General features: G+C 65.4%; 18 protein-coding genes and 4 tRNA genes. All 22 read right to left on the bottom strand.

Features of this window, described 5'->3' with window-relative positions; translation table 11 throughout:
• Nucleotides 1–296: 296 nt before the first annotated feature.
• Entirely contained in the window at nt 297–1,922 is a 1,626-nt protein-coding gene (locus QZ647_RS01110; RefSeq protein ID WP_291270408.1) for a kelch repeat-containing protein, read from the bottom strand.
• A 63-nt stretch (nt 1,923–1,985) separates the two neighbouring features.
• On the bottom strand, nt 1,986–3,656 hold the full coding sequence (locus QZ647_RS01105) for an ABC transporter substrate-binding protein (protein WP_291270407.1): 1,671 nt from the start codon (nt 3,654–3,656) through the stop codon (nt 1,986–1,988).
• Nucleotides 3,657–3,667: 11 nt separating this feature from the next.
• Nucleotides 3,668–4,255, bottom strand: a complete 588-nt coding sequence (locus tag QZ647_RS01100) for an SCO family protein (protein ID WP_291270406.1) — start codon at nt 4,253–4,255, stop codon at nt 3,668–3,670.
• 174 nt (nt 4,256–4,429) lie between these two features.
• The gene (rpoC, locus tag QZ647_RS01095; protein WP_286354195.1) at nt 4,430–8,653 is read right to left on the bottom strand and encodes a DNA-directed RNA polymerase subunit beta'; all 4,224 of its coding nucleotides are present in this window, start codon (nt 8,651–8,653) and stop codon (nt 4,430–4,432) included.
• Nucleotides 8,654–8,695: 42 nt separating this feature from the next.
• A complete protein-coding gene (gene rpoB / locus QZ647_RS01090; protein WP_291270405.1) occupies nt 8,696–13,090 on the bottom strand; it encodes a DNA-directed RNA polymerase subunit beta in 4,395 nt (1,464 codons plus the stop codon).
• A 373-nt stretch (nt 13,091–13,463) separates the two neighbouring features.
• Nucleotides 13,464–13,841 (bottom strand): 50S ribosomal protein L7/L12, encoded by a 378-nt coding sequence (gene rplL / locus QZ647_RS01085; protein ID WP_286354197.1) that lies wholly within the window; start codon nt 13,839–13,841, stop codon nt 13,464–13,466.
• Between the two features lie 55 nt (nt 13,842–13,896).
• Nucleotides 13,897–14,385 carry a 50S ribosomal protein L10 gene (gene rplJ, locus QZ647_RS01080; protein ID WP_286354198.1) on the bottom strand — a complete coding sequence of 163 codons (489 nt, stop codon included), beginning with the start codon at nt 14,383–14,385 and terminating at the stop codon, nt 13,897–13,899.
• 10 nt (nt 14,386–14,395) lie between these two features.
• Nucleotides 14,396–15,088, bottom strand: coding sequence for a 50S ribosomal protein L1 (gene rplA, locus QZ647_RS01075; RefSeq protein WP_286354199.1), 693 nt, complete (start codon nt 15,086–15,088; stop codon nt 14,396–14,398).
• A gap of 116 nt (nt 15,089–15,204) precedes the next feature.
• Nucleotides 15,205–15,636 carry a 50S ribosomal protein L11 gene (rplK, locus tag QZ647_RS01070; protein WP_286354200.1) on the bottom strand — a complete coding sequence of 144 codons (432 nt, stop codon included), beginning with the start codon at nt 15,634–15,636 and terminating at the stop codon, nt 15,205–15,207.
• Nucleotides 15,637–15,700: 64 nt separating this feature from the next.
• Nucleotides 15,701–16,339, bottom strand: a complete 639-nt coding sequence (gene nusG, locus QZ647_RS01065; RefSeq protein WP_291270404.1) for a transcription termination/antitermination protein NusG — start codon at nt 16,337–16,339, stop codon at nt 15,701–15,703.
• Nucleotides 16,340–16,352: 13 nt separating this feature from the next.
• Nucleotides 16,353–16,547, bottom strand: coding sequence for a preprotein translocase subunit SecE (gene secE, locus QZ647_RS01060; protein WP_286354202.1), 195 nt, complete (start codon nt 16,545–16,547; stop codon nt 16,353–16,355).
• Nucleotides 16,548–16,613: 66 nt separating this feature from the next.
• Nucleotides 16,614–16,689, bottom strand: a tRNA-Trp gene (locus QZ647_RS01055).
• A gap of 54 nt (nt 16,690–16,743) precedes the next feature.
• Entirely contained in the window at nt 16,744–16,893 is a 150-nt protein-coding gene (gene rpmG / locus QZ647_RS01050; protein WP_286354203.1) for a 50S ribosomal protein L33, read from the bottom strand.
• Nucleotides 16,894–16,926: 33 nt separating this feature from the next.
• Nucleotides 16,927–18,120 carry an elongation factor Tu gene (gene tuf, locus QZ647_RS01045; protein ID WP_286354204.1) on the bottom strand — a complete coding sequence of 398 codons (1,194 nt, stop codon included), beginning with the start codon at nt 18,118–18,120 and terminating at the stop codon, nt 16,927–16,929.
• A gap of 52 nt (nt 18,121–18,172) precedes the next feature.
• Nucleotides 18,173–18,247, bottom strand: a tRNA-Thr gene (locus QZ647_RS01040).
• Nucleotides 18,248–18,312: 65 nt separating this feature from the next.
• Nucleotides 18,313–18,388, bottom strand: a tRNA-Gly gene (locus QZ647_RS01035).
• 52 nt (nt 18,389–18,440) lie between these two features.
• A tRNA-Tyr gene (locus QZ647_RS01030) sits at nt 18,441–18,527 on the bottom strand.
• Nucleotides 18,528–18,684: 157 nt separating this feature from the next.
• The gene (gene rlmB / locus QZ647_RS01025; protein WP_291270403.1) at nt 18,685–19,431 is read right to left on the bottom strand and encodes a 23S rRNA (guanosine(2251)-2'-O)-methyltransferase RlmB; all 747 of its coding nucleotides are present in this window, start codon (nt 19,429–19,431) and stop codon (nt 18,685–18,687) included.
• Nucleotides 19,432–19,433: 2 nt separating this feature from the next.
• Nucleotides 19,434–20,804: an outer membrane protein transport protein gene (locus QZ647_RS01020; protein WP_291270402.1), complete on the bottom strand. Its 1,371-nt coding sequence runs from the start codon at nt 20,802–20,804 to the stop codon at nt 19,434–19,436.
• A 134-nt stretch (nt 20,805–20,938) separates the two neighbouring features.
• Nucleotides 20,939–21,229, bottom strand: a complete 291-nt coding sequence (locus QZ647_RS01015; RefSeq protein WP_286354207.1) for a hypothetical protein — start codon at nt 21,227–21,229, stop codon at nt 20,939–20,941.
• 29 nt (nt 21,230–21,258) lie between these two features.
• Nucleotides 21,259–22,407: a HAMP domain-containing sensor histidine kinase gene (locus tag QZ647_RS01010; RefSeq protein ID WP_291270401.1), complete on the bottom strand. Its 1,149-nt coding sequence runs from the start codon at nt 22,405–22,407 to the stop codon at nt 21,259–21,261.
• A gap of 68 nt (nt 22,408–22,475) precedes the next feature.
• Nucleotides 22,476–23,249: a TSUP family transporter gene (locus QZ647_RS01005; RefSeq protein WP_291270400.1), complete on the bottom strand. Its 774-nt coding sequence runs from the start codon at nt 23,247–23,249 to the stop codon at nt 22,476–22,478.
• Nucleotides 23,250–23,252 lie beyond the last annotated feature (3 nt).

The raw sequence follows: 23,252 nt of genomic DNA, 5'->3' as shown, positions 1-23,252 counted from the left end.
CGCCGGGCGAGCATGGCTAGGACGGGGGCCCGCAGGCATGGTGGTTCCATGTCGAGGGCCCCGGACGACGCCAGGCGGCGTCCGCCGCCCCAGCCCGGATGGACGGTGGCCAGCCGCGCGCCCAGCCGCGTCACCGCGCTTGGACGATGTCCCGCATCGCCCTGCGTGCGCTTCCTCGCTGGATCACGCGGCTGGCCATCGTCGCGGCTCGCGGGAATTCTAAGACCCACTCTCCGGCTTGGGAAGGCGACCCGCTCATCGTGAAGGTCATTGCGAAGGCCTGGAATGGCCCGGGATCAGTAATAGAGTTCGGCGCTGGCCAGGTAGCCGAAGCCACCGCCACCCGCGACCAGCACCTTCCCGCCCGGAAGGGCCGTGGCCGTATGCGCCTCGCGCAGGGCCGTCAGGTTGCCCGTGGCGATGCAGAGGCCCGTGGCCGGATCGAAGAGTTCGGCAGCGGAGAGCACCGCGCCCGGCGACCCGGCGCCGACGCCGCCTGCGATGTAGACCGCGCCCGTGGGCAGGAGGACGGCCGTGTGCCAGTGGTCCCGGGCCGTGACCAGGTTGCCCGACGCTGCGAAGGCGCCCGTGGCGGGGTCGTACAGCTCGGTGACGAGCGTCGCAGCGCCACCGACGATGAGCACCTTGCCGTTCGGCAGCAGGGTGGCGGTGTGGTACGCCCGGGCCGAAGCCAGGCTGCCCGTGGCTGTGAAGGTCCCGCCGGCGGGGTCGTAGAGCTCGGCCGTCGCCAGTGAGCTGGACCGGAAGCCGCCGGCCAGGAGGACCTTGCCGTTGGCCAGGAGGGTGGCGGTGTGGGTGGCCCGGCTGGCGAGGGGCGCATTGGCCGTGGCCGCGAAGGTACCCACAGCGGGATCATAGAGCTCGGCCGTGGCGAGGTACGAGCCCAGGTTGCGCCCGCAGGCCACCAGCACCCGGCCATCTGTGAGCAGGGTGGCCGTGTGGTCGGATCGGGCCGCCCCCAGGCTGCCCGTGGCCGTGAAGGTCCCGGTGGCCGGGTCGTAGAGCTCGGCGCTGGCCAGGGCCGTGCCGAAGCTGCTGCCCCCGCTGATCAGGACCTTGCCGCTGACGAGCAGGGTCGCCGTATGCGACTGCCGGGGCGTGACGAGGCTCCCGGTGGCCTTGAAGGTCCCCGTGGTGGGGTCGTACAGCTCCGCGCTGGCGAGGCTGAAGGTCCCGTCGTAGCCCCCGACCACCAGGACCTTGCCGTTGGCGAGCAGGGTGGCCGTGTGGAAGGCCCGGGGTGCGACCAGGCTGCCCGTCACGAGGGAAGTCCCCGGGCCGCCCTTGGCCACCACCGTGAGCTTGGCCAAGCTGCTGGTGACGCGGCCGCCAAAGGTGTCGGAGACCTGGACACTGAAGGTGCTGGCATCGTCTGCCAGGACGGCCGCCGGTGTGGTGTAGGAGGCGGAGGTGGCGCCGGAAATGGCGACGGCGTTCCTCAGCCACTGGTAGCTGAGGGTGCCCGTACCCGCGGCCACGACGGTGAAGGTGGCTGTCTGGCCCACCACGATGGACTGGTCCGCCGGCTGGGTGGTGATGGTGATGGGAAGAATGGGGTCGTTGACGGTGATGCTGAGGCTCACCGTAGCGCTGCCGGCGCTGTTGGTCCCCGTCACGGTGTAGCTGGCGATGGCGGTGGCGGCGGTGGGCGTCCCGGTGATCACCCCCGACTTGGCGTCGAGGGCCAGACCCACCGGCAGGGCGGGGCTCACGGAGTAGGCATCAATGGCGCCGCCGCCGTGGGTCGGGGTGTTCGGCGCGATGGCCGTGCCCGTAGTGTAGGTCGCCGGGTTCGTGCCGTAGCTGAGGCCCGTGGGCAGCTCGACGGTTTCACGGCACCCCAGCCCGAGCAAGGCCAGGCCAAGGAACATCGCCCACAACCCGCGCCCGATCGCACGCATGAACACCCCAATCAGAAGAAGGAGAGCACCACGGAAGAAGGATAGATCATACGGGGATTCCGATTAGTGAATCACCCATTCGCTCTTCCGGATGAGTCGCGGCTCGGGGCCGGGGCTGAGCTGCATGATGAAGCAGCCCTTGGAGGCGTAGCGCTGGCCGGGGCCGAAGCTGAGGCGCAGGTAGTCCGGCAGGACCTGGTCCCGCTGCATGCTGAGGCGATCCATGAAGTTGTCCCGGTAGAAGTTCCGGTCCATGTCCATGAGGCCCTGGCGCAGGATCTGGATCATCGAGTAGGTCCGGGTGGAGATCCGCGTCTCCGGGCGGCGCTGGGTCAGGCCCGCCAGCAGGCTATCGGCGTACTTCGAGGCGTTGGGTTCATCCTTCGGATCCCGGTAGGGATAGGTGAACCAGGTGAAGACCCGGGCCTGTTCCGGCAGGGCGTACACCTGGGCGCCGAGCAGGCGGGACGACATGAAGACCGCCCCGGGCCGGTCGGACTGGCCCGCCAGGCTTTCGATCGCCTCGAAGGCGCCCGGGCCGGTCCACAGCAGAACCACGGTGGGCTTCTCCTGTTGGACCAGGCTGCGGAGGACGGCCGGGCTGAGGGTCTCGCCCTTCGCCAGCCGGATCTCCTTGGTGGGCCCCTGCCCCAGCTCATTCCAGGTTTCCCGGAATCCGGTGGCGAGGGCCTTCGCCTCGGGTCCGTCCTGGGTGATCTGCAGGATCCGCGAGGATGACGCAGATTCTGCAAGCCCGTGGAGGTAGCGGGCCGCCGCCTGGCCTTCCTGGTAGTAGCCCTTGGAGAAGTACTGGGTGTACCAGTCGACCTCGGACACCACCGGCAGGTCGGTGAGGGGGAAGAGGCAGGGCAGCTGGTGGCTTTCGCAAAAAGCGTGGATGGGCTTCCAGTCCCCGTAGGAGATTCCGCCCAGGAGGGCGAAGACCGGTTCCTTGGCCAGGTAAGCCTCCAACTGGCGGGTCCAGGTGTCCGGGGCCCCCGTCAGCCGCCAGACGGAGAGGGCGAGCTTGCGGTAGCTGCCGCTCATCTCATTGCCGCCCACGCCCAGGTACATGCGGTTGCCGAAGCCGTTGGAGATCTGGTTGTGCCGGGCCACATAGTTGTTCATGGGCACGAGCATGGCCTGCTGGTCTTCGGGACGGACCTCGTCCGTGATGACCGTGGCGAAGCGGATGGTGGTGGCATCCACCCCCGGCGACAACTGGGCCGAGAGCGAGCGCAGATACTTGATCAGAAGGGCCATGTCAGGGTCCTTCAGGTAGTAGCGGGGCATGATGGGGTGCAGCTCCCGGCCGCCGGGATCGATGCCCGTCCGAAGGACATGGGCCAGCGCCTCGTCCGTGTAGGCGGGCCGGGCGGGCGGGTTCTGCAGCTTCAGTTCCTTCCGCTCCTCCGGGCTCAGGTTCGGGAATTTCCAGTAGCGCGGCTGGGCGAGCCGCGCCCCGTTGGTGGCGAGCGTGACGATGCCGCCCTCCCAGGAGCCGAGCCCCCCCCGCAGGTGGCAGCTCACGCAGGTGAAGGAGGTTCCGGCCACGGGAACATCGCCACTCACCACGGCCTGCATGGGTTCGCCGGAGGGGAGGATGCCCTCGCGGTACATGCGCTCGCCCTGGGCCAGGGCCGTCGTCAGCTTATCCGCCGGTGCGGCCGCAGGAGCCGTCAGGGCGAGCAGGCCCATGGCCAAGGCGAAGGTCCTCTTCAGGATGGGCTTCAACCTCGGCCCGCTCACAGGATCCCCGCCTTGCGGCATTCGGCCACGAATTCCGAGGAGCTCATGAGACCGAAGATGCGGATCCACTTGCCCGTCTTGGGATCCCGGATGTTGGTCAGGGGAAAGTGGGACATCTTGTTCGGGATGTAGGCGTTGAAGGCCCGCATGACCTTGTCGATGTCCTCTCGCTTGCCCGTGAAGAAGTCCCAGCCCGGCCGGGCCCGGTAGCGCTTGAGGTAGTCGCGCATCACCTTGGGCGTGTCGTTCTCGGGGTCGATGGAGATCGAGACCAGGTGCACCTTCGAGCCCGCCGGCAACTTGGTCTGCAGGTTGGCGTAGCCCGCGGACAGGACCGGGCAGATGGTCGTGCAGGTGCCGAAGATGAAATCCACGATGACGGGCTCGCCGGATTCCAGCATGGCCTTGAGGTTCACCTTGGCCCCCTCCTGGTTCACCAGGGTCACCTCGGGCACTGCGTAGCCCTCGAGGGTGCGTGTGTAGGGCGGCGGGGCCTGGGCGGACAGAACCCCGGGCCAGGCGGCCCAGCTCGCGAAGACCAGTCCGGCGATGCGGCCTCTGAGTCGATTCCTGCGTCCGTTCATGCCTCGGTTCTCCCTGGATCCTGCGGCGGCGACACGATGGACCCGGTTCCAGACCGGGCCGTTGGGGTGATTTTTTACATCACACCATGAATCCGCGCAATTGCCTCGGGCCAGATCAGAGCCATACGAGAAACGGCCCGCCGAAGCGGGCCGTTTCCGGGAAGCATCTGGAGCCTACAGGTCTTCGCCGTCGATCTCGGTCATGCCCTGGAGTTCCTCGACATGCTGCGCCATGCGGGCGTATTCGTCGTCGAAGTCCTCGCCGCCCTGGAACTCGTTCAAGGTGGGCTCGGGATACTCGCCCTCCTCGATCTCCAGGTTGCGGTAGTGGGCCATGCCGGTGCCCGCGGGAATCAGGCGGCCCAAGATGACATTTTCCTTGAGACCGCGCAGGTAGTCCACGCGGCCTTCCAGAGCGGCCTCGGTGAGGACGCGGGTGGTCTCCTGGAAGCTGGCGGCGGAGATGAAGCTCTCGGAGGTCAGCGCGGCCTTGGTGATGCCGAGCAGCAGGGGCTCGCAGGTGGCGGGGGTGCCGCCGTCCTTGAGGGCCTGCTCGTTGATCTCCTTGAAGCGGTGCTTGTCCACCTTCTCCTCGACAATGAGCGGGGTGTCGCCCACATCGGTGATCAGGACCCAGCGCATCATCTGGCGGATGATCACCTCGATGTGCTTGTCGTTGATGACCACGCCCTGGGCCCGGTAGACCTCCTGCACTTCGTTGACGAGGAAGGCCTGGAGAGCACGATCGCCCTGGACCTTGAGGAGATCGTGGGGGCTGACGGCGCCCTCAGTGAGCTTCTCGCCGGCGCGGATCTCATCGCCGTCCTGCACCTGGATGTGCTTGCCGCGGGGGATGAGGTACTCGCCCTTCTCGCCGGTCTCCGCCTCAACGACCACCTTCTGGTTGCCGCGGACGCGGTTGCCGTACTTCGCGATGCCGGTGACTTCGCTGATGATGGCGGGTTCCTTGGGCTTGCGGCCCTCGAACAGCTCGGTGACGCGCGGCAGGCCGCCCGTGATGTCGCTGGTCTTGGCCTGCTGGCGGCTGGTCTTGGCGATGACATCGCCGGGCAGCAGTTCCTGGCCCTCTTCCACTTCGACATAGGCGCCGGTGGGAATGTTGTAGCGCTTCAGCACCTTGTGGTTGTCCCCCTTGATGTTGATGTGGGGGTGGATCTTGTCGTCCGTGGGGTCGATGACCTTCTTGCGGAAGTTGCCGGAGATCGGATCCTTCTCTTCCTGGTAGGACACATTGACTTCGAATTCCTTGAAGTCCGCGATGCCACCCACTTCGGTGAGCAGCACATCGTTGTACGGATCCCACTCGGCGAGCACGGTGCGGGGCTCGACCGTCTCCTTGTCCTTGACCTTCAAGATGGCGCCGGAGGTGATCTTGTAGCGCTCGCGCTCGTTGCCGTCCGCATCGGTCACCAGGAGGTAGCCGTTGCGGGTGAGGGCCACGATCTCGCCCTTGCGGTTGACGACGGTCTTGCCCTGCAGGCCTTCGTACTTCACGACGCCCGCGATCTGGGCCTCGTGGGTACTCTTTTCGGAGGTGCGGCTGGCGGCGCCGCCCACATGGAAGGTACGCATCGTGAGCTGGGTTCCGGGCTCACCGATGGACTGGGCCGCGATGACGCCGACGGCCTCACCGAGATCCACCAGACGGCCGGTGCTGAGGTTCAGGCCGTAGCACTTGGCGCAGATGCCGCGACGCGCCTCGCAGGTGAGGGTGGAACGGATCTTGACCTTGGGGATGCCGCTGGTCTCGATCTTGAACGCCAGATCCTCGGAGATGAGGGTTCCCGCAGGGGCCCGGACGATCGTGGGATCGTAGGGATCCACGATGTCCTCAAGGCAGACGCGACCCATGATGCGGTCGCGCAGGCGGGAGCGGATGGTGCCGTCGCTGTTGACAATGGCTTCCACCTCGATGCCGCCGAGGGTTTCGCAATCGTCCTCATTCACGATGACATCCTGGGCCACATCCACCAGCTTGCGGGTGAGGTAGCCGGAGTCGGCCGTCTTCAGCGCGGTGTCCGCGAGTCCCTTGCGGGCGCCGTGGGTCGAGATGAAGTACTGAAGAACCGAGAGGCCTTCCTTGAAGTTCGCGGTGATGGGCGTCTCAATGATGTCGCCGCTGGGCTTGGCCATGAGGCCTCGCATGCCGGCGACCTGGCGGATCTGGGTCTTGGAACCGCGGGCGCCGGAATCGGCCAGGATGTAGATGGAATTGAGGAAGGTGTCGTTCTCGTTCCGCTTTTCCAGTTCCTTCATCATGTCGCTGGCCACCTGGTCGCTGGTCTTGCCCCAGACTTCCAGGATGCGGTTGTAGCGCGTGGAGGAGTCAAGGCGGCCCTCATAGGCCTCCTTCTCGATGGCGCGGACATCCTCGGTGGCCTTCTTGATGAGCTTGCCCTTGGTATCGGGCACGACGAGATCGTCGATGCCCACGGATACGCCGGCGCGCATGGCCCACTGGAAGCCGGAGTCCTTCATCGCGTCCAGCATGCGGATGGTGACTTCGGGCCCGTTGAGCTTGTAGGCGCGGTTCACGAGGGAGAGCAGACCCTCCTTCTTGAGCAGGCCGTTGATGAAGGGCAGCTCGGCGGGCAGCGCGCGGTTGAAGAGCACGCGGCCCACGGTGGTGGTCTTGATGGCGTTCTTCACGGTCTCGGCGGGCGCCTCGAAGACTTCCTGCTCGGAATTCTTCTTGGGATCCTTCGCGTGCCAGGCCTCGGTGTCCACCCACTCGCCGGTGTAGCGGAGCTGGATGATGGTGTGGGTGTCCACCACGCCGGCATCGTAGGCCGCCACCACATCGTTGACATTGCCGAAGACCATGCCCTCGCCCTTGCGGCCGAAGCGCTTCTTGGTCAGGTAGTAGCCGCCCAGCACGATGTCCTGGGAGGGCACCACATTCGGGCGGCCGTTGGCGGGGTTGAGGATGTTCTGCGTGGACATCATCAGCACCTTGGCCTCGATCTGGGCCATGGGGCTGAGGGGCACATGCACGGCCATCTGGTCGCCGTCGAAGTCGGCGTTGAAGGCGGTGCAGACCAGCGGGTGCAGGCGGATGGCCTTGCCTTCCACCAGCACGGGCTGGAAGGCCTGGATGCCGAGGCGGTGCAGGGTCGGGGCGCGGTTCAGCAGGACCGGGTGGTCCTTGATGACCTCTTCCAGGACATCCCAGACCTCCGGACGGCCCTCCTCGACCATTTCCTTGGCCTGGCGAATGGTGGCCGCGTAGCCCTTGTGCTCGAGCCGGTTGAAGATGAAGGGCTTGAAGAGCTCCAGCGCCATCTTCTTGGGCAGGCCGCACTGGTGCAGCTTGAGGTCGGGACCCACCACGATGACGGAACGGCCCGAATAGTCCACGCGCTTGCCGAGCAGGTTCTGACGGAACCGGCCCTGCTTGCCCTTGAGGGCGTCGCTGAGGGACTTGAGGGGGCGGTTGCTGACGCCGCGCAGGAGACGACCGCGCTTGCCGTTCTCGAACAGCGCATCCACGGCTTCCTGCAGCATGCGCTTCTCATTGCGCACGATGACATCGGGAGCCTTCAGCTCCAGGAGCTTCTTCAGGCGGTTGTTGCGGTTGATGACGCGACGGTAGAGGTCGTTCAGGTCGGAGGTGGCGAAGCGGCCGCCATCGAGGGGCACCAGGGGGCGCAGCTCAGGGGGCAGCACGGGCACCACGTCGAGGATCATCCACTCGGGCTTGTTGCCGGAGCGGTGGAAGGACTCGGCCACTTTGAGGCGCTTGGCGATCTTGCTGCGCTTCTGGGTGGAGGTTTCCTTCTTCATCAGGTCGCGGAGCTCAATGGTCAGAGCCTCGATGTCGACCTGCTTGAGCAGCTCCTTGATGGCCTCGGCGCCCATCTGGGCCTTGAAGCCCTCGCCGTGAAGGCTGCGGTACTCGCGGAACTTATCCTCGTTGAGGATCTCGCCTTCCTTCAGACTCGTGCCGCCGGACTCGGTGACGGCATAGGCCTCGAAGTAGAGCACGCGCTCCAGGTCCTTCAGGGGGATGTCCAGCAGGTATCCGATGCGGCTGGGAACACCCTTGAAGAACCAGACATGGCTGACCGGGCTGGCCAGCTGGATGTGGCCCATGCGCTCGCGACGCACCGACTTCTTGGTGACTTCGACGCCGCACTTGTCGCAGGTGACGCCTTTGAACTTCTGCCGCTTGTACTTGCCGCAGAGGCATTCCCAGTCGTTCACGGGTCCGAAGATGCGGGCGCAGAAGAGGCCATCGCGCTCGGGCTTCAGGCTGCGGTAGTTGATGGTCTCGGGCTTGGTGACTTCGCCCTTGGACCAGGAGCGCATCTTGTCCGGGCTGGCCAGGGACACCCGGATGCACTCGTAGGCGTTGATGTTCTGCTGCTCAGGATACATGGGGACCTCTCAGGATTCGTCGGGAAGGAATGCGGAAGGAGATCAGCCTTCGATGGAGAAGGCGACAGGTTCTTCTTCCGTCAGGCCTGGATCCAGCTCTTCGCGCGTGAGCATCTCGACATCGATGCAGAGCGCATTGAGTTCCTTCTTCACGACGTTGAAGCTCTCGGGGAGGCCGGGATCCTTGATGGTCTCGCCCTTGATGATGGCCTGGTAGATCTGGGTGCGGCCGTGCATGTCGTCGGACTTGTAGGTGAGGAGTTCCTGCAGCACATGCGCTGCGCCGTAGGCCTCGAGCGCCCAGACTTCCATCTCGCCGAAGCGCTGGCCACCGAACTGGGCCTTGCCGCCGAGAGGCTGCTGGGTGATGAGGCTGTAGGGTCCAATGCTCCGGGCGTGGATTTTGTTGTCCACGAGGTGGTGCAGCTTGAGCATGTAGACGCAGCCCACATTCACGGGCTGCTCGAAGGCCTCGCCGGTCATGCCGTCGAAGAGCTTGGTCTTGCCGGTGACATCGGGGCCCAGCTTGTGGTTCTTCTCCCAGGCCTGGGTGAGGAAGCCCTTGATGTCGGCTTCGCGGGCGCCGTCGAAGACGGGCGTGGAGAAGTGGACGCCGAGGGTCTTTCCGGCCCAGCCCAGGTGGCACTCGAGCACCTGGCCGATGTTCATTCGGGAAGGCACGCCGAGGGGGTTCAGCACGATGTCCACCGGGCGGCCATCGGGCAGGTAGGGCATGTCCTCCACGGGGAGGATGCGGCTGACCACGCCCTTGTTGCCGTGGCGGCCGGCCATCTTGTCGCCGACCTGCAGCTTGCGCTTCACGGCCACATAGCACTTCACGGTCTTGAGGACGCCGGGCATGAGCTCGTCGCCCTTGAGCAGGCGCTCCATGCGCTCGTTCAGGATGTCGCGCAGGACCTTGAGCTGGCTCTCGGTCTTGTCGAGGATGTCCAGCACCTCGGTCTCGATGCGGTTCTTGCCCGCGGCGACGGACACCTGCCGGAAGCGGTGGTAGGACACGGCCTCGAGCATGTTCTGGGTGAGCTTCTTGCCCTTGGGCAGCAACTCCTTCTGGCCCTTGTCGTCCATGAGGGCCTCGGAGAGCTCCTTGCCCTTGAGCAGGGTCACGATCTTCTTCTTGGCCTCGGCGCGGATGATGCGCTCTTCGTCCGAGAGATCCTTCTCCCACTTGGCGATCTGGTCGCGCTCGATCTGCTGGGTGCGCAGATCCTTCTCCTGGCCCTTGCGGGTGAAGACCTTGATGTCCACCACGGTGCCTTCGATGCCGGGGGGCACGGTCAGGCTGGCGTCCTTCACATCGCTGGCCTTCTCGCCGAAGATGGCGCGGAGCAGCTTCTCCTCGGGGCTGAGGATGGTCTCACCCTTGGGCGTGACCTTGCCCACCAGGATGTCGCCGTGCTTGACGGTGGCGCCGGTGCGGATGATGCCGCTGTCGTCGAGGTTCTTGAGGGCCTCTTCACGGACCTGGGGGATGTCGCGGGTGATCTCTTCGGGGCCCAGCTTGGTGTCGCGGGCGTGGACCTCGAACTCCTCGATGTGAATGGTGGTGTAGAGGTCTTCCTTCACCACGCGCTCGGAGATCAGGATCGCGTCCTCGAAGTTGTAGCCGCGCCAGGGCATGTAGGCCACGACGAGGTTGCGGCCCAGGGCCAGCTCGCCGTGGTCGGTGCAGGGGCCGTCGGCGAGGATCTGATCCTCGGTGACATATTCACCCTTTTTCACGAGCGGGGTCTGGTTGAGGCAGGTGTTCTGGTTGGAGCGGGCGAACTTCACCAGGGTGTAGATGTCCACGCCCGATTCGATGCCCTCGGTCTCGGGATCGTCCTCGACGCGCACCACGATGCGGTTGGCGTCCACGGTTTCGACGATGCCGGAGCGGCGGCACACCACGCAGGCGCCGGAATCCTTGGCGGCGACATACTCCATGCCGGTGCCCACGATGGGGGCCTCGGTGCGGATGAGGGGCACGGCCTGGCGCTGCATGTTGGCGCCCATGAGGGCGCGATTGGCGTCATCGTTCTCGAGGAAGGGAATCAGCGAGGCGGCCACGGAGACCACCTGCTTGGGACTCACATCCATGAGGGTGACCTTGTCGCGGGAGACGATCTTGGTCTCGCCGGCGACACGGACGGTCACATCCTCTTCCGTGATGGCGCCGTCCTTGTCGACGGGCACATTGGCCTGCGCGATGACATGCTCGTCCTCCTCCCAGGCGGAGAGGTAGAAGGCGTGCATCTCGTACTTCGCGGGGCGCTTGCCGCCCTTGGCCAACTTCTTGTTCTCGTCTTCCAGCTCGTCGAGGCGCACCACATCCATGTAGCCGAACTTGGAGTCGCCCACGCTGGTGACCTTGGCGAAGTGGACAATGCGGCCGTTCTCCACCTTGAGGTAGGGGCTCTCGATGAAGCCGAACTCGTTGATGCGGGCATAGCAGGAGAGCGAGCTGATGAGGCCGATGTTCGGGCCTTCAGGCGTCTCGATGGGGCAGATGCGGCCGTAGTGCGAGGTGTGCACATCGCGCACTTCGAAGCCCGCGCGGTCGCGGCTGAGGCCGCCCGGTCCAAGGGCCGAGAGGCGGCGCTTGTGGGTGATCTCGGACAGCGGGTTGGTCTGATCCATGAACTGGGAGAGCTGGCTGCTGCCGAAGAACTCCTTCATGGCCGCGATGACCGGCTTGCTGTTGATCAGGTCATGGGCCTGCAGGGGGCTGTTGGGGTCCTGCGCGATGCTGAACTTCTCCTTGATGGCCCGCTGCACGCGCACGAGGCCCACGCGGAAGCCGTTCTCGAGGAGCTCACCCACGGACCGCACGCGGCGGTTGCCCAGGTGGTCGATGTCGTCGGCGCGCACGGGGGCGATCTCGCCGATGTCCTGGCGGGTGGTGTCGTATTTCTTGAGGCGCAGCAGGTAGTGGACAGTGCGGATGAAATCGTCCGTGCCCAGGGTGCGGAACTCCAGGTCGGTGTTCAGGCCCAGCTTGGCGTTGATCTTGTGCCGGCCCACCTTGCTGAGATCGTACTTCTGGCCATCGAAGAACATGCCGTAAAGCAGCTTCTTGCTGGATTCCAGCGTGGCCGGCTCGCCGGGGCGGATCTTCTTGAAGAGCTCCTTGGCGGCTTCCTCGCTGTCCTCGGTGTGGTCCTTCGCCAGGGTCTCGGAGAAGACCTTGCCCGTGGCATCAGCTTCGGGGAAGAAGACATCGAAGGACTGCACATCATTGGCCAGGAACATCTCGAGGTGCGTCTGGAGGAAGGGCTCGTTGGCCTCCATGAGCACTTCGCCGGTGCCCATGTTCACCACATCCTGCAGCAGCACGGCGCCGTCGAGCATCTCGCGCTCGACCGGCACATCCTTGATGCCGGCCTTCTCCATCTGCTCGAGAACGCGGCGGGTGATCTTCTTGTCCTTGGCGAGGATCTCTTCCTTGGTCTTGGGGTGCTTCACGGCCTCGCCGAGCTTGCGCCCCGCCAGCAGGTCGCTCAGGGCCACGCTCAGCTTGCCCTTCTTGAGGAAGAAGGTGGCCGGCGTGTAGAAGTGCCGAAGCATGGGCTCATTGGAGTTCAGGTCTTCGCTGAACAGGCCGAGGGCGCGCATGAAGGTGGCACCCAGGAACTTGCGCTTGCGGTCGATGCGGGCGTAGAGGAGACCCTTGGAATCCAGCTCGAACTCGATCCAGGAGCCGCGATAGGGAATGATCTGGGCGCTGTAGAGGCTCTTGTCCGGCGCGATGCTGAAGAAGACGCCCGGGCTGCGGTGCAGCTGGCTCACGATCACGCGCTCGGTGCCGTTGATGATGAAGGTGCCGCGGTCGGTCATGATCGGCAGGTCGCCGAAGTAGACTTCCGAATCCTGGCTCTGCTTGAAGCGGCGGTTGCCCTTGTCGTCGCGGTCGAACTGATTGAGACGCACGCGGATCTTCAGGGGCGCGGCCATGGTGGCGCCGCGCTCGACGCACTCGTCCATGCCCATCTTCTGCTTCATCGAAACGGGCTCTTGGCACACATCGCAGATGGTCGCCGCATTCTTGTTGCGGGTGCCGCACTTGGGGCAGTCCACCGTGGGATCCTTCGGGTGGTCCGACACGATGTTGTGGCCGCACTGCTTGCACTGGGTGCGAAGGTGCTCGAGACCCAGGTACTTTTCGCACTTGCAGGCCCAGTGACCCACGGTGTAGTCGAGGAACTCGACTTCCAGCGTGGCATCGCTGCCGTCGGGGTTCTTGCCGTTCTGCACGGGGAACATCGACTCGAACACGGCCTTGAGGCCGCGCGTCTCCCGCTCGCTGTGGAGCAGGTTCATCTGGAGGAACTCGTCGTAGCTGCGCTTCTGGATGTCGATCAGGTTGGGGATGGGAACCAGGGACCGGATCTTCGAGAAGTTGTGGCGCTGGCGGTAGATGTTCTGCTGAACACTCATGGTTCGCTCCAGATGCAGTTGGCGGAACCTTCTATGGACGACACGCGGCGATGTGAGACGATGCTGCGTGCCCTAAGCAAAGACGGTAGAGCCTCCGGAACCTCGGCCCCGGAGAAGGGGATCAGTAAAGGGTCTGAGGACGAACGCCACCCGCAGGCACACCGATGGCCCCTCCCCCACCCATCGGCGGAAGGAGCGGCCCAGCAAGGTGATTGGCGCTGCGGCGGGAGGTTGTTCGCAACCAGGAGCCTTTGAAGAGGCATCGACCACCCGGGATTCGGGCGGAAGGAATAATCGTACCATGTCCAGACAAAATCGCAAAGCGCAAGGTGCGAAACGCACCCTACGCTTTGCGTTAGTGCTGTAAGAAAAACTACTTGACCTCGACCTTGGCGCCGGCGGCCTCGAGCTTTTCCTTGATCTTGCCGGCCTCGTCCTTCGAGATGCCTTCCTTGACGGCCTTGGGGGCGCCGTCGACCAGGTCCTTGGCTTCCTTCAGGCCCAGGCCGGCGACGATCTCGCGGACGGCCTTGATGACATTGAGCTTGTTGGCGCCGGCCTCGGTCAGGATGACATTGAACTCGGTCTGCTCTTCGGCAGCGGCGGCCGGGGCAGCACCGCCAGCGGCGGGAGCGGCCATGGCGGCAGCGGACACGCCGAAGCGGTCCTCGAGGGCCTTGACCAGGTTGGCCAGGTCAAGGACGGTCATGGTTTCGATTTCAGCGATGAGCTGATCGGCAGTGAGAGCCATGATGGCCTCCAAAAATTCGAAAATGGGTTTTGGGTTCGGGGTTGAGCAGCTGGTCCTACTCGCCGGCCTTCTGCTTGCGGATGCCCTCGAGGGCGACCGCCAGACCGGAGATCGGGTAGGTCATGAGATAGAGCAGCTTGGCGATCAGGACATCGCGGCTCGGCAGTTCGGCAAGAACCTGGAGCTGCTGGGCGTTGATCAGCTTGCCATCCATGACGCCGGCCTTGAAGGTCGCGGCGGGGTTGTCCTTCAGGAAGCCGTTGACGGCCTTGGCCAGGGCGACCACATCTTCACTGGTCGTGGCAATGGCGCTGGAGCCCTTGAAGGAATCGCCCAGGGCCTCGAAGGAAGTGTCCTTCACAGCCAGGCGGAGCAGGGTGTTCTTGCTGACACGGTACTGGGCCTTGCTCTCCCGAACGCTCTTGCGGAAGGCAGTGTCCTTGGTGACGACGAGGCCCTTGAATTCGATCACGACGGCCGAGGTGGCGGACGCGAAGGTTTCCTTGAGTTCGGCGACTTCGGCGATCTTCTGATTCTTTTCCATGGTCAGCCTCCTACTTCTCAACGCTTGTGGTGTTGAGGGTGACCGAGGGGCCCATGGTGGAGGCGATATACATCGTCTTCACATATTTACCCTTCGCCGTAGCGGGCTTGGCCTTGTGGACGGCATCAATGAGCGCCTTGGCGTTCTCTTCCAGCTTCTCGACGCCGAAGGAGAGCTTGCCGACCGGTGCGTGGATGATGCCGGTCTTGTCGACGCGGTACTCCACCTTGCCGGCCTTGATCTCCTTGATGGCCTTGACCACATCGAAGGTCACGGTTCCGGTCTTGGGGTTGGGCATGAGGCCACGGGGGCCGAGCACCTTACCAAGCCGGCCGACGCCCTTCATCATGTCAGGGGTTGCGACGAGGGCATCGAAGTCGAGGAATCCGCCGGCGATCTTCTCGACCAGCTCGTCCCCGCCCACAATCTCGGCGCCCGCAGCTTCCGCTTCCTTGATCTTCTCGCCGCCTGCGATGACCGCCACCCGCATCGTCTTGCCCGTTCCGTGGGGCAGTACGATGGTGCCGCGGACCATCTGGTCCGCGTGACGGGGGTCGACGCCGAGCCGCATGTGGACTTCAACCGTCTCGTCGAACTTGGCGTAAGCCGTGTCCTTGACGACGGTGAGGGCGTCCTTCAGCTCGTAGGGGCGATCTTCGATCTTGGCCGCGGCAGCCCGGTACTTCTTTCCAGGTTTTGCCATATTGGCTCCATCCGAACGATCTCCCGCGATGACGGTCGCGGTGGCCGGGATTGCCGCACGACGCAGCTCTCCAACAAAAAATGGCTTGCGCGGGCCGAGACCCGCGCAAGGGAAGGTTAATCGATGACGTCGACGCCCATGGAGCGCGCCGAGCCGGCGATGGAACGGACGGCGGCCTCGAGGCTGCCAGCCGTGAGGTCGGGCATCTTCACCTTGGCGATCTCCGCGAGCTGCGCCTTGGTGATCTTGCCGACCTTCTGCTTGTTGGGCGTGGGGCTGCCCTTCTCAAGGCCGAGCTTCTTCATGATCAGCACGGCGGCCGGAGGGGTCTTCAGGATGAAGCTGAAGCTGCGATCGGCGTAGACGGTGATGACGACGGGGAGGGTGGTGCCCTTCTCGACCGCGCCCACGGACTTCGCGTTGAACTGCTTCACGAACTCCATGATGTTGACGCCGTGCTGGCCCAGCGCGGGACCGACGGGAGGAGCCGGGGTGGCTTCGCCCGCAGGCAGCTGCAGCTTGATGTAGCCAGTGATCTTCTTTGCCATGTCTTGTTCTCCCGCGACTGATTCCGGCACATGCCGGCGACGGCCGCCTTGAAGGGTGGATCAGCTAGCGCTTTTCCACCTGGATGAAGTCGAGCTCCACAGGGGTGCTGCGACCGAACACCGTCACCATCACCTTGATGGTGGAGCGTTCTTCGTGGATCTCATCCACATCCCCTTCGAAATTGGCGAAGGGGCCATCAATGATACGGACCTTTTCGCCCTTCTCAAAGTGGTATTTGGGCTTGGGCTTCTCCTGGGTCTCTTCCGTGTGGTGCATGATCTGGCGGACCTCGTCGTCCGTCAGGGGTGTGGGCCGCTTCTTGTTGGCCCCCACGAAGCTGGTCACCTTGGGGGTGTTCCGCACCAGGTGCCAGTCCGCATCCGCCATCTCGACGGAACCTTCGGGCTTGCTCTCCACCTGGATCTGGACCAGCAGATAGCCCGGGAAGGACTTGCGCTTCTTGACGACGCGCTCCTTCTTGCCGGACTTGGCGTCGACCTTCATTTCCTCATAGGTCTCCTCGGGGATCTGGATGTCCCCGAAGCTGCCTTCGCGCTCTTCCATCTTGATGCGCTGGCGCAGGTGCTCCATCACCTTGGCCTCGTAGCCCGAATAGGTGTGGATGATGAACCACTTCAACTCGCGCCCCTGCGGCTGCGCCGGGGTCGCCGTGTCTTGTGGGGTGCTCACGAGATCGGTCATGGCTGCCTCCGGCTCAACGGGCCTTCAGGAAGAAGTACGCGAAGCCCTTGGAGAGGAACCAGTCCACGGACCACAGGAAGGCCCCGACGAACACCGAGACGATCACCACAGTCCAGGTGGAGGTCAGCACTTTTTCCTTGCTGGGCCAATCCACCCGGTCGAGCTCTGCGAACAGATCTCTGGCCTGTTGTTTGATGGCTCCGATCACGATGGACCCCGTGGAAAGGATTCGGTCTGAAAAACCCGGCCCCGAGCGAGATCGCCGGGGCCGGAATGGCAGGGGAGACAGGGTTCGAACCCGCGACCTGCGGATTTGGAGTCCGCTGCTCTACCAGCTGAGCTACTCCCCTGTGGGACCGCCCGGCTTCTGGTGGGAGCCGGGCGGGAACCCTCGGGACCGGAGGCTACTTCGCCTCGCGGTGAACCCGGTAACCGCCACAGAAACGGCAGAACTTGTTGAATTCAAGCTTGCCTGTGGTGGTCTTCTTGTTCTTGGTGGTGCTGTAGTTCTTGCGCTTGCAGTCTTGGCACTGCAAGTGGATGATGTCGCGCATTGGGACCTCCTAAGTCGGAGGGCGGACTGGTTTTTAGGCCAGGATCTCGCCCACATTGCCGGCGCCCACGGTGCGTCCACCCTCACGGATGGCGAACTTCAGGCCCTTGTCCATGGCGATGGGCTGGATCAGCTCGACCGTCAGGGTGACATTGTCGCCGGGCATCACCATTTCGCGGCCGGCCTCGAGCTCGATGGAACCGGTCACATCGGTGGTGCGGAAGTAGAACTGGGGACGGTACTTGTTGAAGAACGGGGTGTGGCGGCCGCCCTCTTCCTTGGTCAGCACATACACCTGGGCGTTGAACTTGGTGTGGGGGGTGATGCTGCCGGGCTTGGCGAGCACCTGGCCGCGCTCCACATCCTTGCGCTCCACACCGCGGAGCAGGATGCCGGCGTTGTCACCAGCCTGGCCCTGATCCAGGGACTTGCGGAACATCTCGACGCCGGTCACGACCTTCTTGACGGTGTCCTTGAGGCCGATGATTTCGATTTCCTCACCGACCTTCACGATGCCCTGCTCGATGCGGCCGGTCACCACGGTGCCGCGGCCGGTGATGGTGAACACATCCTCGACGGGCATGATGAAGGGCTTGTCGATGGCGCGGACGGGATCGGGGATGTAGGCGTCCACGGCATCCATGAGCTCGAGGATGCAGGCGCAGTCAGCGTGCTCGGGGGTGTCGGCGTGATCCAGAGCCAGACGGGCGGAACCCTTGATGATGGGGATCTCGTCGCCGGGGTACTGGTAGGAGGACAGCAGGTCGCGGATTTCCATCTCGACCAGCTCGGCGAGCTCGGGATCGGCGATGTCGATCTTGTTCATGAAGACCACGATGTAGGGCACGCCGACCTGACGGGCGAGCAGGATGTGCTCACGGGTCTGGGGCATGGGGCCGTCGGTGGCGGCGACCACGAGGATCGCGCCGTCCATCTGGGCCGCGCCGGTGATCATGTTCTTCACATAGTCGGCGTGACCAGGGCAGTCCACATGGGCATAGTGGCGCTTCTCGGTCTGGTACTCGACATGGGCGGTGTTAATCGTGATCCCGCGGGCCTTCTCTTCGGGCGCGGAGTCGATCTGATCGTAGGACTTCGTCTCGCCGCCGAACTTCTTCGCAAGGATGAAGGTGATGGCCGCGGTCAGCGTGGTTTTGCCGTGGTCCACGTGGCCAATGGTGCCGATGTTGACATGGGGCTTGGAACGATCGAATTTCTCTTTGGCCACGAGTGCCTCCTGAAAGGTGGGAGAGAAGATGAAGGGGAACTGTGCGAAAGGGTGGAGCCCACAACCGGGCTTGAACCGGTGACCTCTTCCTTACCAAGGAAGTGCTCTACCACTGAGCTATGTGGGCTTTGAACCTTCCCGCCGCGAGGCGGGGGGCCTTGCCGTCAGCCGGGGTTCGGCGGACGGGGAGGGTGGAGCGGGAAACGGGGTTCGAACCCGCGACATTCAGCTTGGAAGGCTGACGCTCTACCAACTGAGCTATTCCCGCGGTGGAATCCCGAGAACAGGATCCAGCGATCTGGAACGGGTTCCAGTTGGACTGGTGCCGAGAGAAGGATTCGAACCTCCGTAACGCGTTGCGTGGCAGATTTACAGTCTGCTGCCATTAACCACTCGGCCATCTCGGCATGTTTGTCCGGCGCCCCTCCCGGGGCTTGTCAATCATCCCTGGAGCGCCCCTGGAGGCGTCCCTCGAAGCTCCTTGCGAAGCCGCGTGTCAGGGTCACTGCGAGGCAGGGCTTTCCTGACAGGGAACTCGAAAGATATCACGCCCCCAGAGCCCCCTCAAGGGGAAACTTCGGGACTGGCCTGCCCGCGGCGCGCGATCACGCGGAAGAGCGTGACCGCAGCGGCGGCCGAGACATTGAGGCTCTCGATGCCGCCGGGCATGGGGATGTGCAGCAGCCCATCGCAGCGCTCGCGGATCTTCTGGTGGAGGCCCTCACCCTCGGCCCCCATCACCAGCACCGTCGCGCGGTCGAAGGATTCCTTCAAATAGTCGCGGCTGCCCTCGCCTGCGGCCAGGCCGTAGATCCAGCCCCCGGCCTCCTTCAGGTCGTCCAGGGCGCGGCCCAGGTTCACCACCCGGCAGACCGGCACGCGGCCCGCCGTACCGGCACTGGCGCGCACCACGGTGTCGTTCACCGCCGCCGAGCGCCGCTCGGGAAGGATCACACCGTCCACCGCGGCGGCGGCGGCGGAGCGCAGGATGGCGCCCAGGTTGTGGGGATCGGTGACGCCGTCCAGGGCGAGGATCAGCGCGGCGTCGCCCTTCTCCTTCACGGCGGCCAGCACATCCTCGAACTCCGCGTAGGCGAAGGCGCCGCCCTCGCCCAGGACGCCCTGGTGGCGCTGCCCCTGGCTACGCCGGTCGATGCCCTCCATGGGTTCGCGGTGCACCACCACCCCTGCGGCGCGGGCCTCGCCCACGAACTTCGCCAGCCGCCCGAAGGCCGCGGGCGCAATCCAGACCGTGTGCAGCTCCCCACGGACCAGGGCCTCCTCGCAGGCGTGGGGACCGAGATAGCGCATGGCTAGAAGGTCTTCTTGAAACCGAGGGCCAGGAGATGCCCCATGCCCTCCATGCGCACGCGGGTGCCCGTGGCGCGGAAACCTGCGGCACTCCACACGCCGTCGAGGCGGCGGGTGTCCTGGTCCTCGCTCTGGCGGTACTGATAGCCGAGGCTCAGTTCGCCGCTCCAGATCCGGTACCCGGCACCGATGGAAAAGGCGGCCGTGCGCGAGCCCCCCAGCAGGGGTTCCGCGGCTGATTCTTCCACCGAGCGCTGGTCGAGGGAGAGGCCCCCTCGGACAGTCCAGAACTTGCCAAGTTCCACTTCCACGGAGGCGCCGAGGCCCAGGTGGCTCTTGCCCTGGGGCAGTTCCGACGAGGCCGACGCGGGTCCGCTGGGGGTGGAGACCACCGCGAAGGCCGGCATGCGCAGGCTGGCGGAGGTCCAGCGGAGGTCCGCTTCCCAGGTGATCATGGGCGTAGCGCGATGCCGGAAGCCCACCGAGGTCTGCGACGGCAGCTCGAGCGTCCGGCTGCCGGCCTGCACGGGGGTCGAGGCGCCCAGCAGCGCGGTGGCCCGCGGGGCGGTGCCCAGGGGCGCGAGGCTCAGGCCGTCGTTGGCGTAGAGACCCAGGCTGGCATCGCGGAAGCCCGCGCTGAGCTTCAGGTCGCCCTTCAGCCCGGACTGGTGCGCCGCACCCAGGGTCCAGCGGGGATTGATGGCCCAGCGCAACCCGAGTGAATAGCTGGGGACCGTCTTGTTCCCCGACTGGGCGACCCGCTGCTCGACCAGCCCCTGCACGGGATTGATTCCAGAGGTGGGCTGCGAGGGATCGAGCGGCACGCCGAACCGCATGACGCTGCTGGATTCAAAGCTCAGGCGAGCGGCTCCGAGCCCCAGGCCGAAGGACAGATTCGGGCTGAGGGCCCAGGCCATCTGCCCTTCCAGGCGGCGGGCCGACAGGTCGAGGCCATCTCCGAGAAAGCGGCTGGGCGCATCGTTCCGGAGGCGCCCATGGCGCATGAAGGGTTCATCCAGCTTCAGTCCGAGGCTGAAGGAGGGCGAGAGGCGGAAGGCCGCGCCGAAGGCGCCGATGCCCCGGTTGCGGTCCGTGCTGAAGGTGGTGCGCTGATTGGATTCCAGACTCTGCTGGGTGGAGGCGAGGTCGAGCCCGGCCGCGAGATAGAAGCCCCGGTTCTCCCGCAGGGAGGCCAGCAGCGCGGGATTGGTCGAGGCCGCTTCCAGGCTGTAGCCGTAGGCCACCTGGGCGCCGCTGCGGGCGATGCCCACGGGATCCGCGGCTGGCAGGGCCAGGCTTTGCGCCGCCATGGGCAGGGCGGCCGCGCCCAGCATCAGTCCCGCCCCGATCACACCACGAACCGCCTGCGCCATATCGCCACGCCTCCGAGACACGCTATTTGAATGGCCCGAACCCCGAAAGGGTTCAAGCCCAAGGTTCCAGGATCACCAAAAGCACCCGATTCACCAAGAGGCGTTTCCGGCCGGGGCCGGTCCAAAACGGAACCCTACCGCTCCGATTCCCCCATGAAGCGCACCAGCACCCGATCCACCAGCTCCCAGACCTCCAGCAGGGCGGCCAGGCACATGACCAGGCCGAAACCCAGCGCCAGGGCCCGGCCCCAGGGGCCCATGAGCGCCCGGCACAACTCGGGCCAGTGCCAGAACGCGGGCGGCAGCTTCAGGCGGCCATAGAACGCCAGGGTCGACAACAGCATCCCGCCCCAGAGCAGGTAGAAGAATCGCAGCGCTCGGAAGAGGATGTCCCAGGCGAAGGGACGAGGGCGAGAGGCGGGCATGGAGGGACCAGCATAACCTGGGTCGGGGCTCATCCACCCGGAAGCATGATGAAGAAGCGCGTCCCGTCCTCCCAGCCGGTGGTGAAGCCCACCTTCCCGCCCAGCACCGTCTCGCCCAGCACCTTCATCCCGTAGGTGCCCAGCCCCCGCCCGCGGGCCGCCTTGGTGCTGAAGGACCGCTGGAACACCCGGTCCGCCACCTCCGGCGGCAGGTACCCGGGGTTCTGGACCACGAAGGTGGGCTGCCCCGACCGCAGCTCGAACCAGAGCCGCGCCTGCCCTCCCGTCGGCATCGCCTCCAGGGCGTTCCGCACCATGTTCGTGAGGATCCGGTTCAGGATCGCCGGGTCCGTCCGCAGGACCGGGGCGTCCGACGCCGGCGTCAGGCAGATCAGGCGCGCCTGGGACTCCGCATCCAGCGATCCCGCGAGGTCTTCGATCAGCTTCCCGGGCGTCGTCTCGCGGAGGTCCGGCACCAGCTCGTTCCGCTCGGCCAGCAGCAGGCGCCGCTGCGACTCCACCTCCTCCGTGAGGCAATCGGTCATCTCGAGGATCCGCGTGGCGATGGCGGTCGCGTCGGAACCGCTTCCCTGAAGCATCTCCGTCCATCCCTGAAGCCCGTGCAGGGAGTTCACGAGGTCGTGGATGAAGATGTGTTCGAGGGACTCCCGCCGCTTCTGGGCACTGATGTCCTTGAGCGTGAGCAGGAGGAGCCGGTGTCCTGCCACCACCAGCGGGCGGGCCCGCACCGAGAATTCCCGGGCCTCCCAGCGGCCCTCCCGCTGGAGGCTGAGGAGGCATTCCCCCGAGGAAGGCTGCTGCGAGTCCTGGGCGGCCAGCACCGCGAGGAGGGCCCCGCAGCCCTGGCAGGCCCGGGAGGAACCGCAGCCATCCGATCCCTCGGCCCGGTGGACGCAGTGGAAGGCCTCACCCACCCTCAGGCCGAGGAAATCACCGGGGTTCTCCTTCGCGATCCCCTCCAGCAGAAGGGGGTTCGCAGCGAGAATCTGGCGCTGCGCATTGAGCACCACCGCGTAGCTGTCCACGGCCTCGAGCATCGCGTGGACCAGGGGTTCGTCCAGACAGAAGCTCGCCTGATCCTGCAGCTCCAGGGGTGCGGCCCGTCCGGAAGGGACGAAAAAGCTCGCCTTCCCCTGCCCTTCCTCTCCTTTTTTCACGGTGGCCTCGTGCCGGGAGTATGCCCTGCGCTCCAGCCCCTTTCAAAGCTGCAATATCTTCCCCACGGTCAGGAGAACAGGACCTGCCAGCCCAGGCGGAGGATGAGGGCCCCCACCACCGCGATGAAGAGGCCGCGGACCCAGCCGCTGCCCCGGTTCAGCGCCATATGGGCACCGAAGTAGCCCCCCACCCCGTTGGCCGCGGCCATGCCGAGGGCCACCGAGGGAATCCAGCTGCCGTGCCACACGAAGAGGCCCATGGAGGTGATGTTGGAGGCCCAGTTCACGCTCTTGGCCAGGGCAGAGGCCCGCAGGAAGTCGAAGCCCAGCACCGCCACGAAGAGGAAGATCAGCAGGGAGCCGGTGCCCGGGCCGAAAAATCCGTCGTAGAAGCCCAGCGCCAGCGCGATGGCCGCCGCCAGGCCCCGCTGATGGGTGAGGCCATAGCGGGGCGCGTGCAGGCTGCCCAGTTCGGGCTTCAGCAGGGTGAAGGCCAGCATGGCCACCAGCAGGATCAGCAGCAGCGGCCGCAGGAAGTCCCCGTGCATCCGGTAGGTGAGCCACACCCCCGCCGAGGCCCCCACGGCCGAGGCCAGGACCGGCCCCACCATCTCGCGCCAGGCCAGCGTCCCCGAGCGCAGGAACTTGCCCGCGGCCATGGTGGTGCCCGTGACGGCCACCACCTTGTTGGTGCCCAGCAGCGTGGGCAGCGGCGTGCCCGCCGGCAGCCCCAGCATGAGGGCCGGCACGGTGATCAGTCCGCCTCCGCCCACGACCGCGTCGATGAAGCCTGCCAGCAGGGCGGCAAGCATGAGGAGGAGGAGTTTGGGAAGGCTCAGCACCGG

Origin of the sequence: Geothrix sp. (assembly GCF_020622065.1) — a bacterium.
Classification (GTDB): domain Bacteria; phylum Acidobacteriota; class Holophagae; order Holophagales; family Holophagaceae; genus Geothrix.
This window is presented reverse-complemented; position numbering and strand designations above follow the sequence as displayed.

What these genes read in the sequence shown, in the direction of transcription:
- rplJ (WP_286354198.1), bottom strand. Translation starts at nt 14,385, where the DNA reads ATGGAAAAGAATCAGAAGATCGCCGAAGTCGCCGAACTCAAGGAAACC.
- rlmB (WP_291270403.1), bottom strand. Translation starts at nt 19,431, where the DNA reads ATGCGCTATCTCGGTCCCCACGCCTGCGAGGAGGCCCTGGTCCGTGGG.
- QZ647_RS01110 (WP_291270408.1), bottom strand. Translation starts at nt 1,922, where the DNA reads ATGCGTGCGATCGGGCGCGGGTTGTGGGCGATGTTCCTTGGCCTGGCC.
- nusG (WP_291270404.1), bottom strand. Translation starts at nt 16,339, where the DNA reads ATGACCGATCTCGTGAGCACCCCACAAGACACGGCGACCCCGGCGCAG.
- QZ647_RS01015 (WP_286354207.1), bottom strand. Translation starts at nt 21,229, where the DNA reads ATGCCCGCCTCTCGCCCTCGTCCCTTCGCCTGGGACATCCTCTTCCGA.
- rpoC (WP_286354195.1), bottom strand. Translation starts at nt 8,653, where the DNA reads ATGTATCCTGAGCAGCAGAACATCAACGCCTACGAGTGCATCCGGGTG.
- rplL (WP_286354197.1), bottom strand. Translation starts at nt 13,841, where the DNA reads ATGGCTCTCACTGCCGATCAGCTCATCGCTGAAATCGAAACCATGACC.
- rplK (WP_286354200.1), bottom strand. Translation starts at nt 15,636, where the DNA reads ATGGCAAAGAAGATCACTGGCTACATCAAGCTGCAGCTGCCTGCGGGC.
- rplA (WP_286354199.1), bottom strand. Translation starts at nt 15,088, where the DNA reads ATGGCAAAACCTGGAAAGAAGTACCGGGCTGCCGCGGCCAAGATCGAA.
- rpmG (WP_286354203.1), bottom strand. Translation starts at nt 16,893, where the DNA reads ATGCGCGACATCATCCACTTGCAGTGCCAAGACTGCAAGCGCAAGAAC.
- rpoB (WP_291270405.1), bottom strand. Translation starts at nt 13,090, where the DNA reads ATGAGTGTTCAGCAGAACATCTACCGCCAGCGCCACAACTTCTCGAAG.
- QZ647_RS01100 (WP_291270406.1), bottom strand. Translation starts at nt 4,255, where the DNA reads ATGAACGGACGCAGGAATCGACTCAGAGGCCGCATCGCCGGACTGGTC.
- QZ647_RS01020 (WP_291270402.1), bottom strand. Translation starts at nt 20,804, where the DNA reads ATGGCGCAGGCGGTTCGTGGTGTGATCGGGGCGGGACTGATGCTGGGC.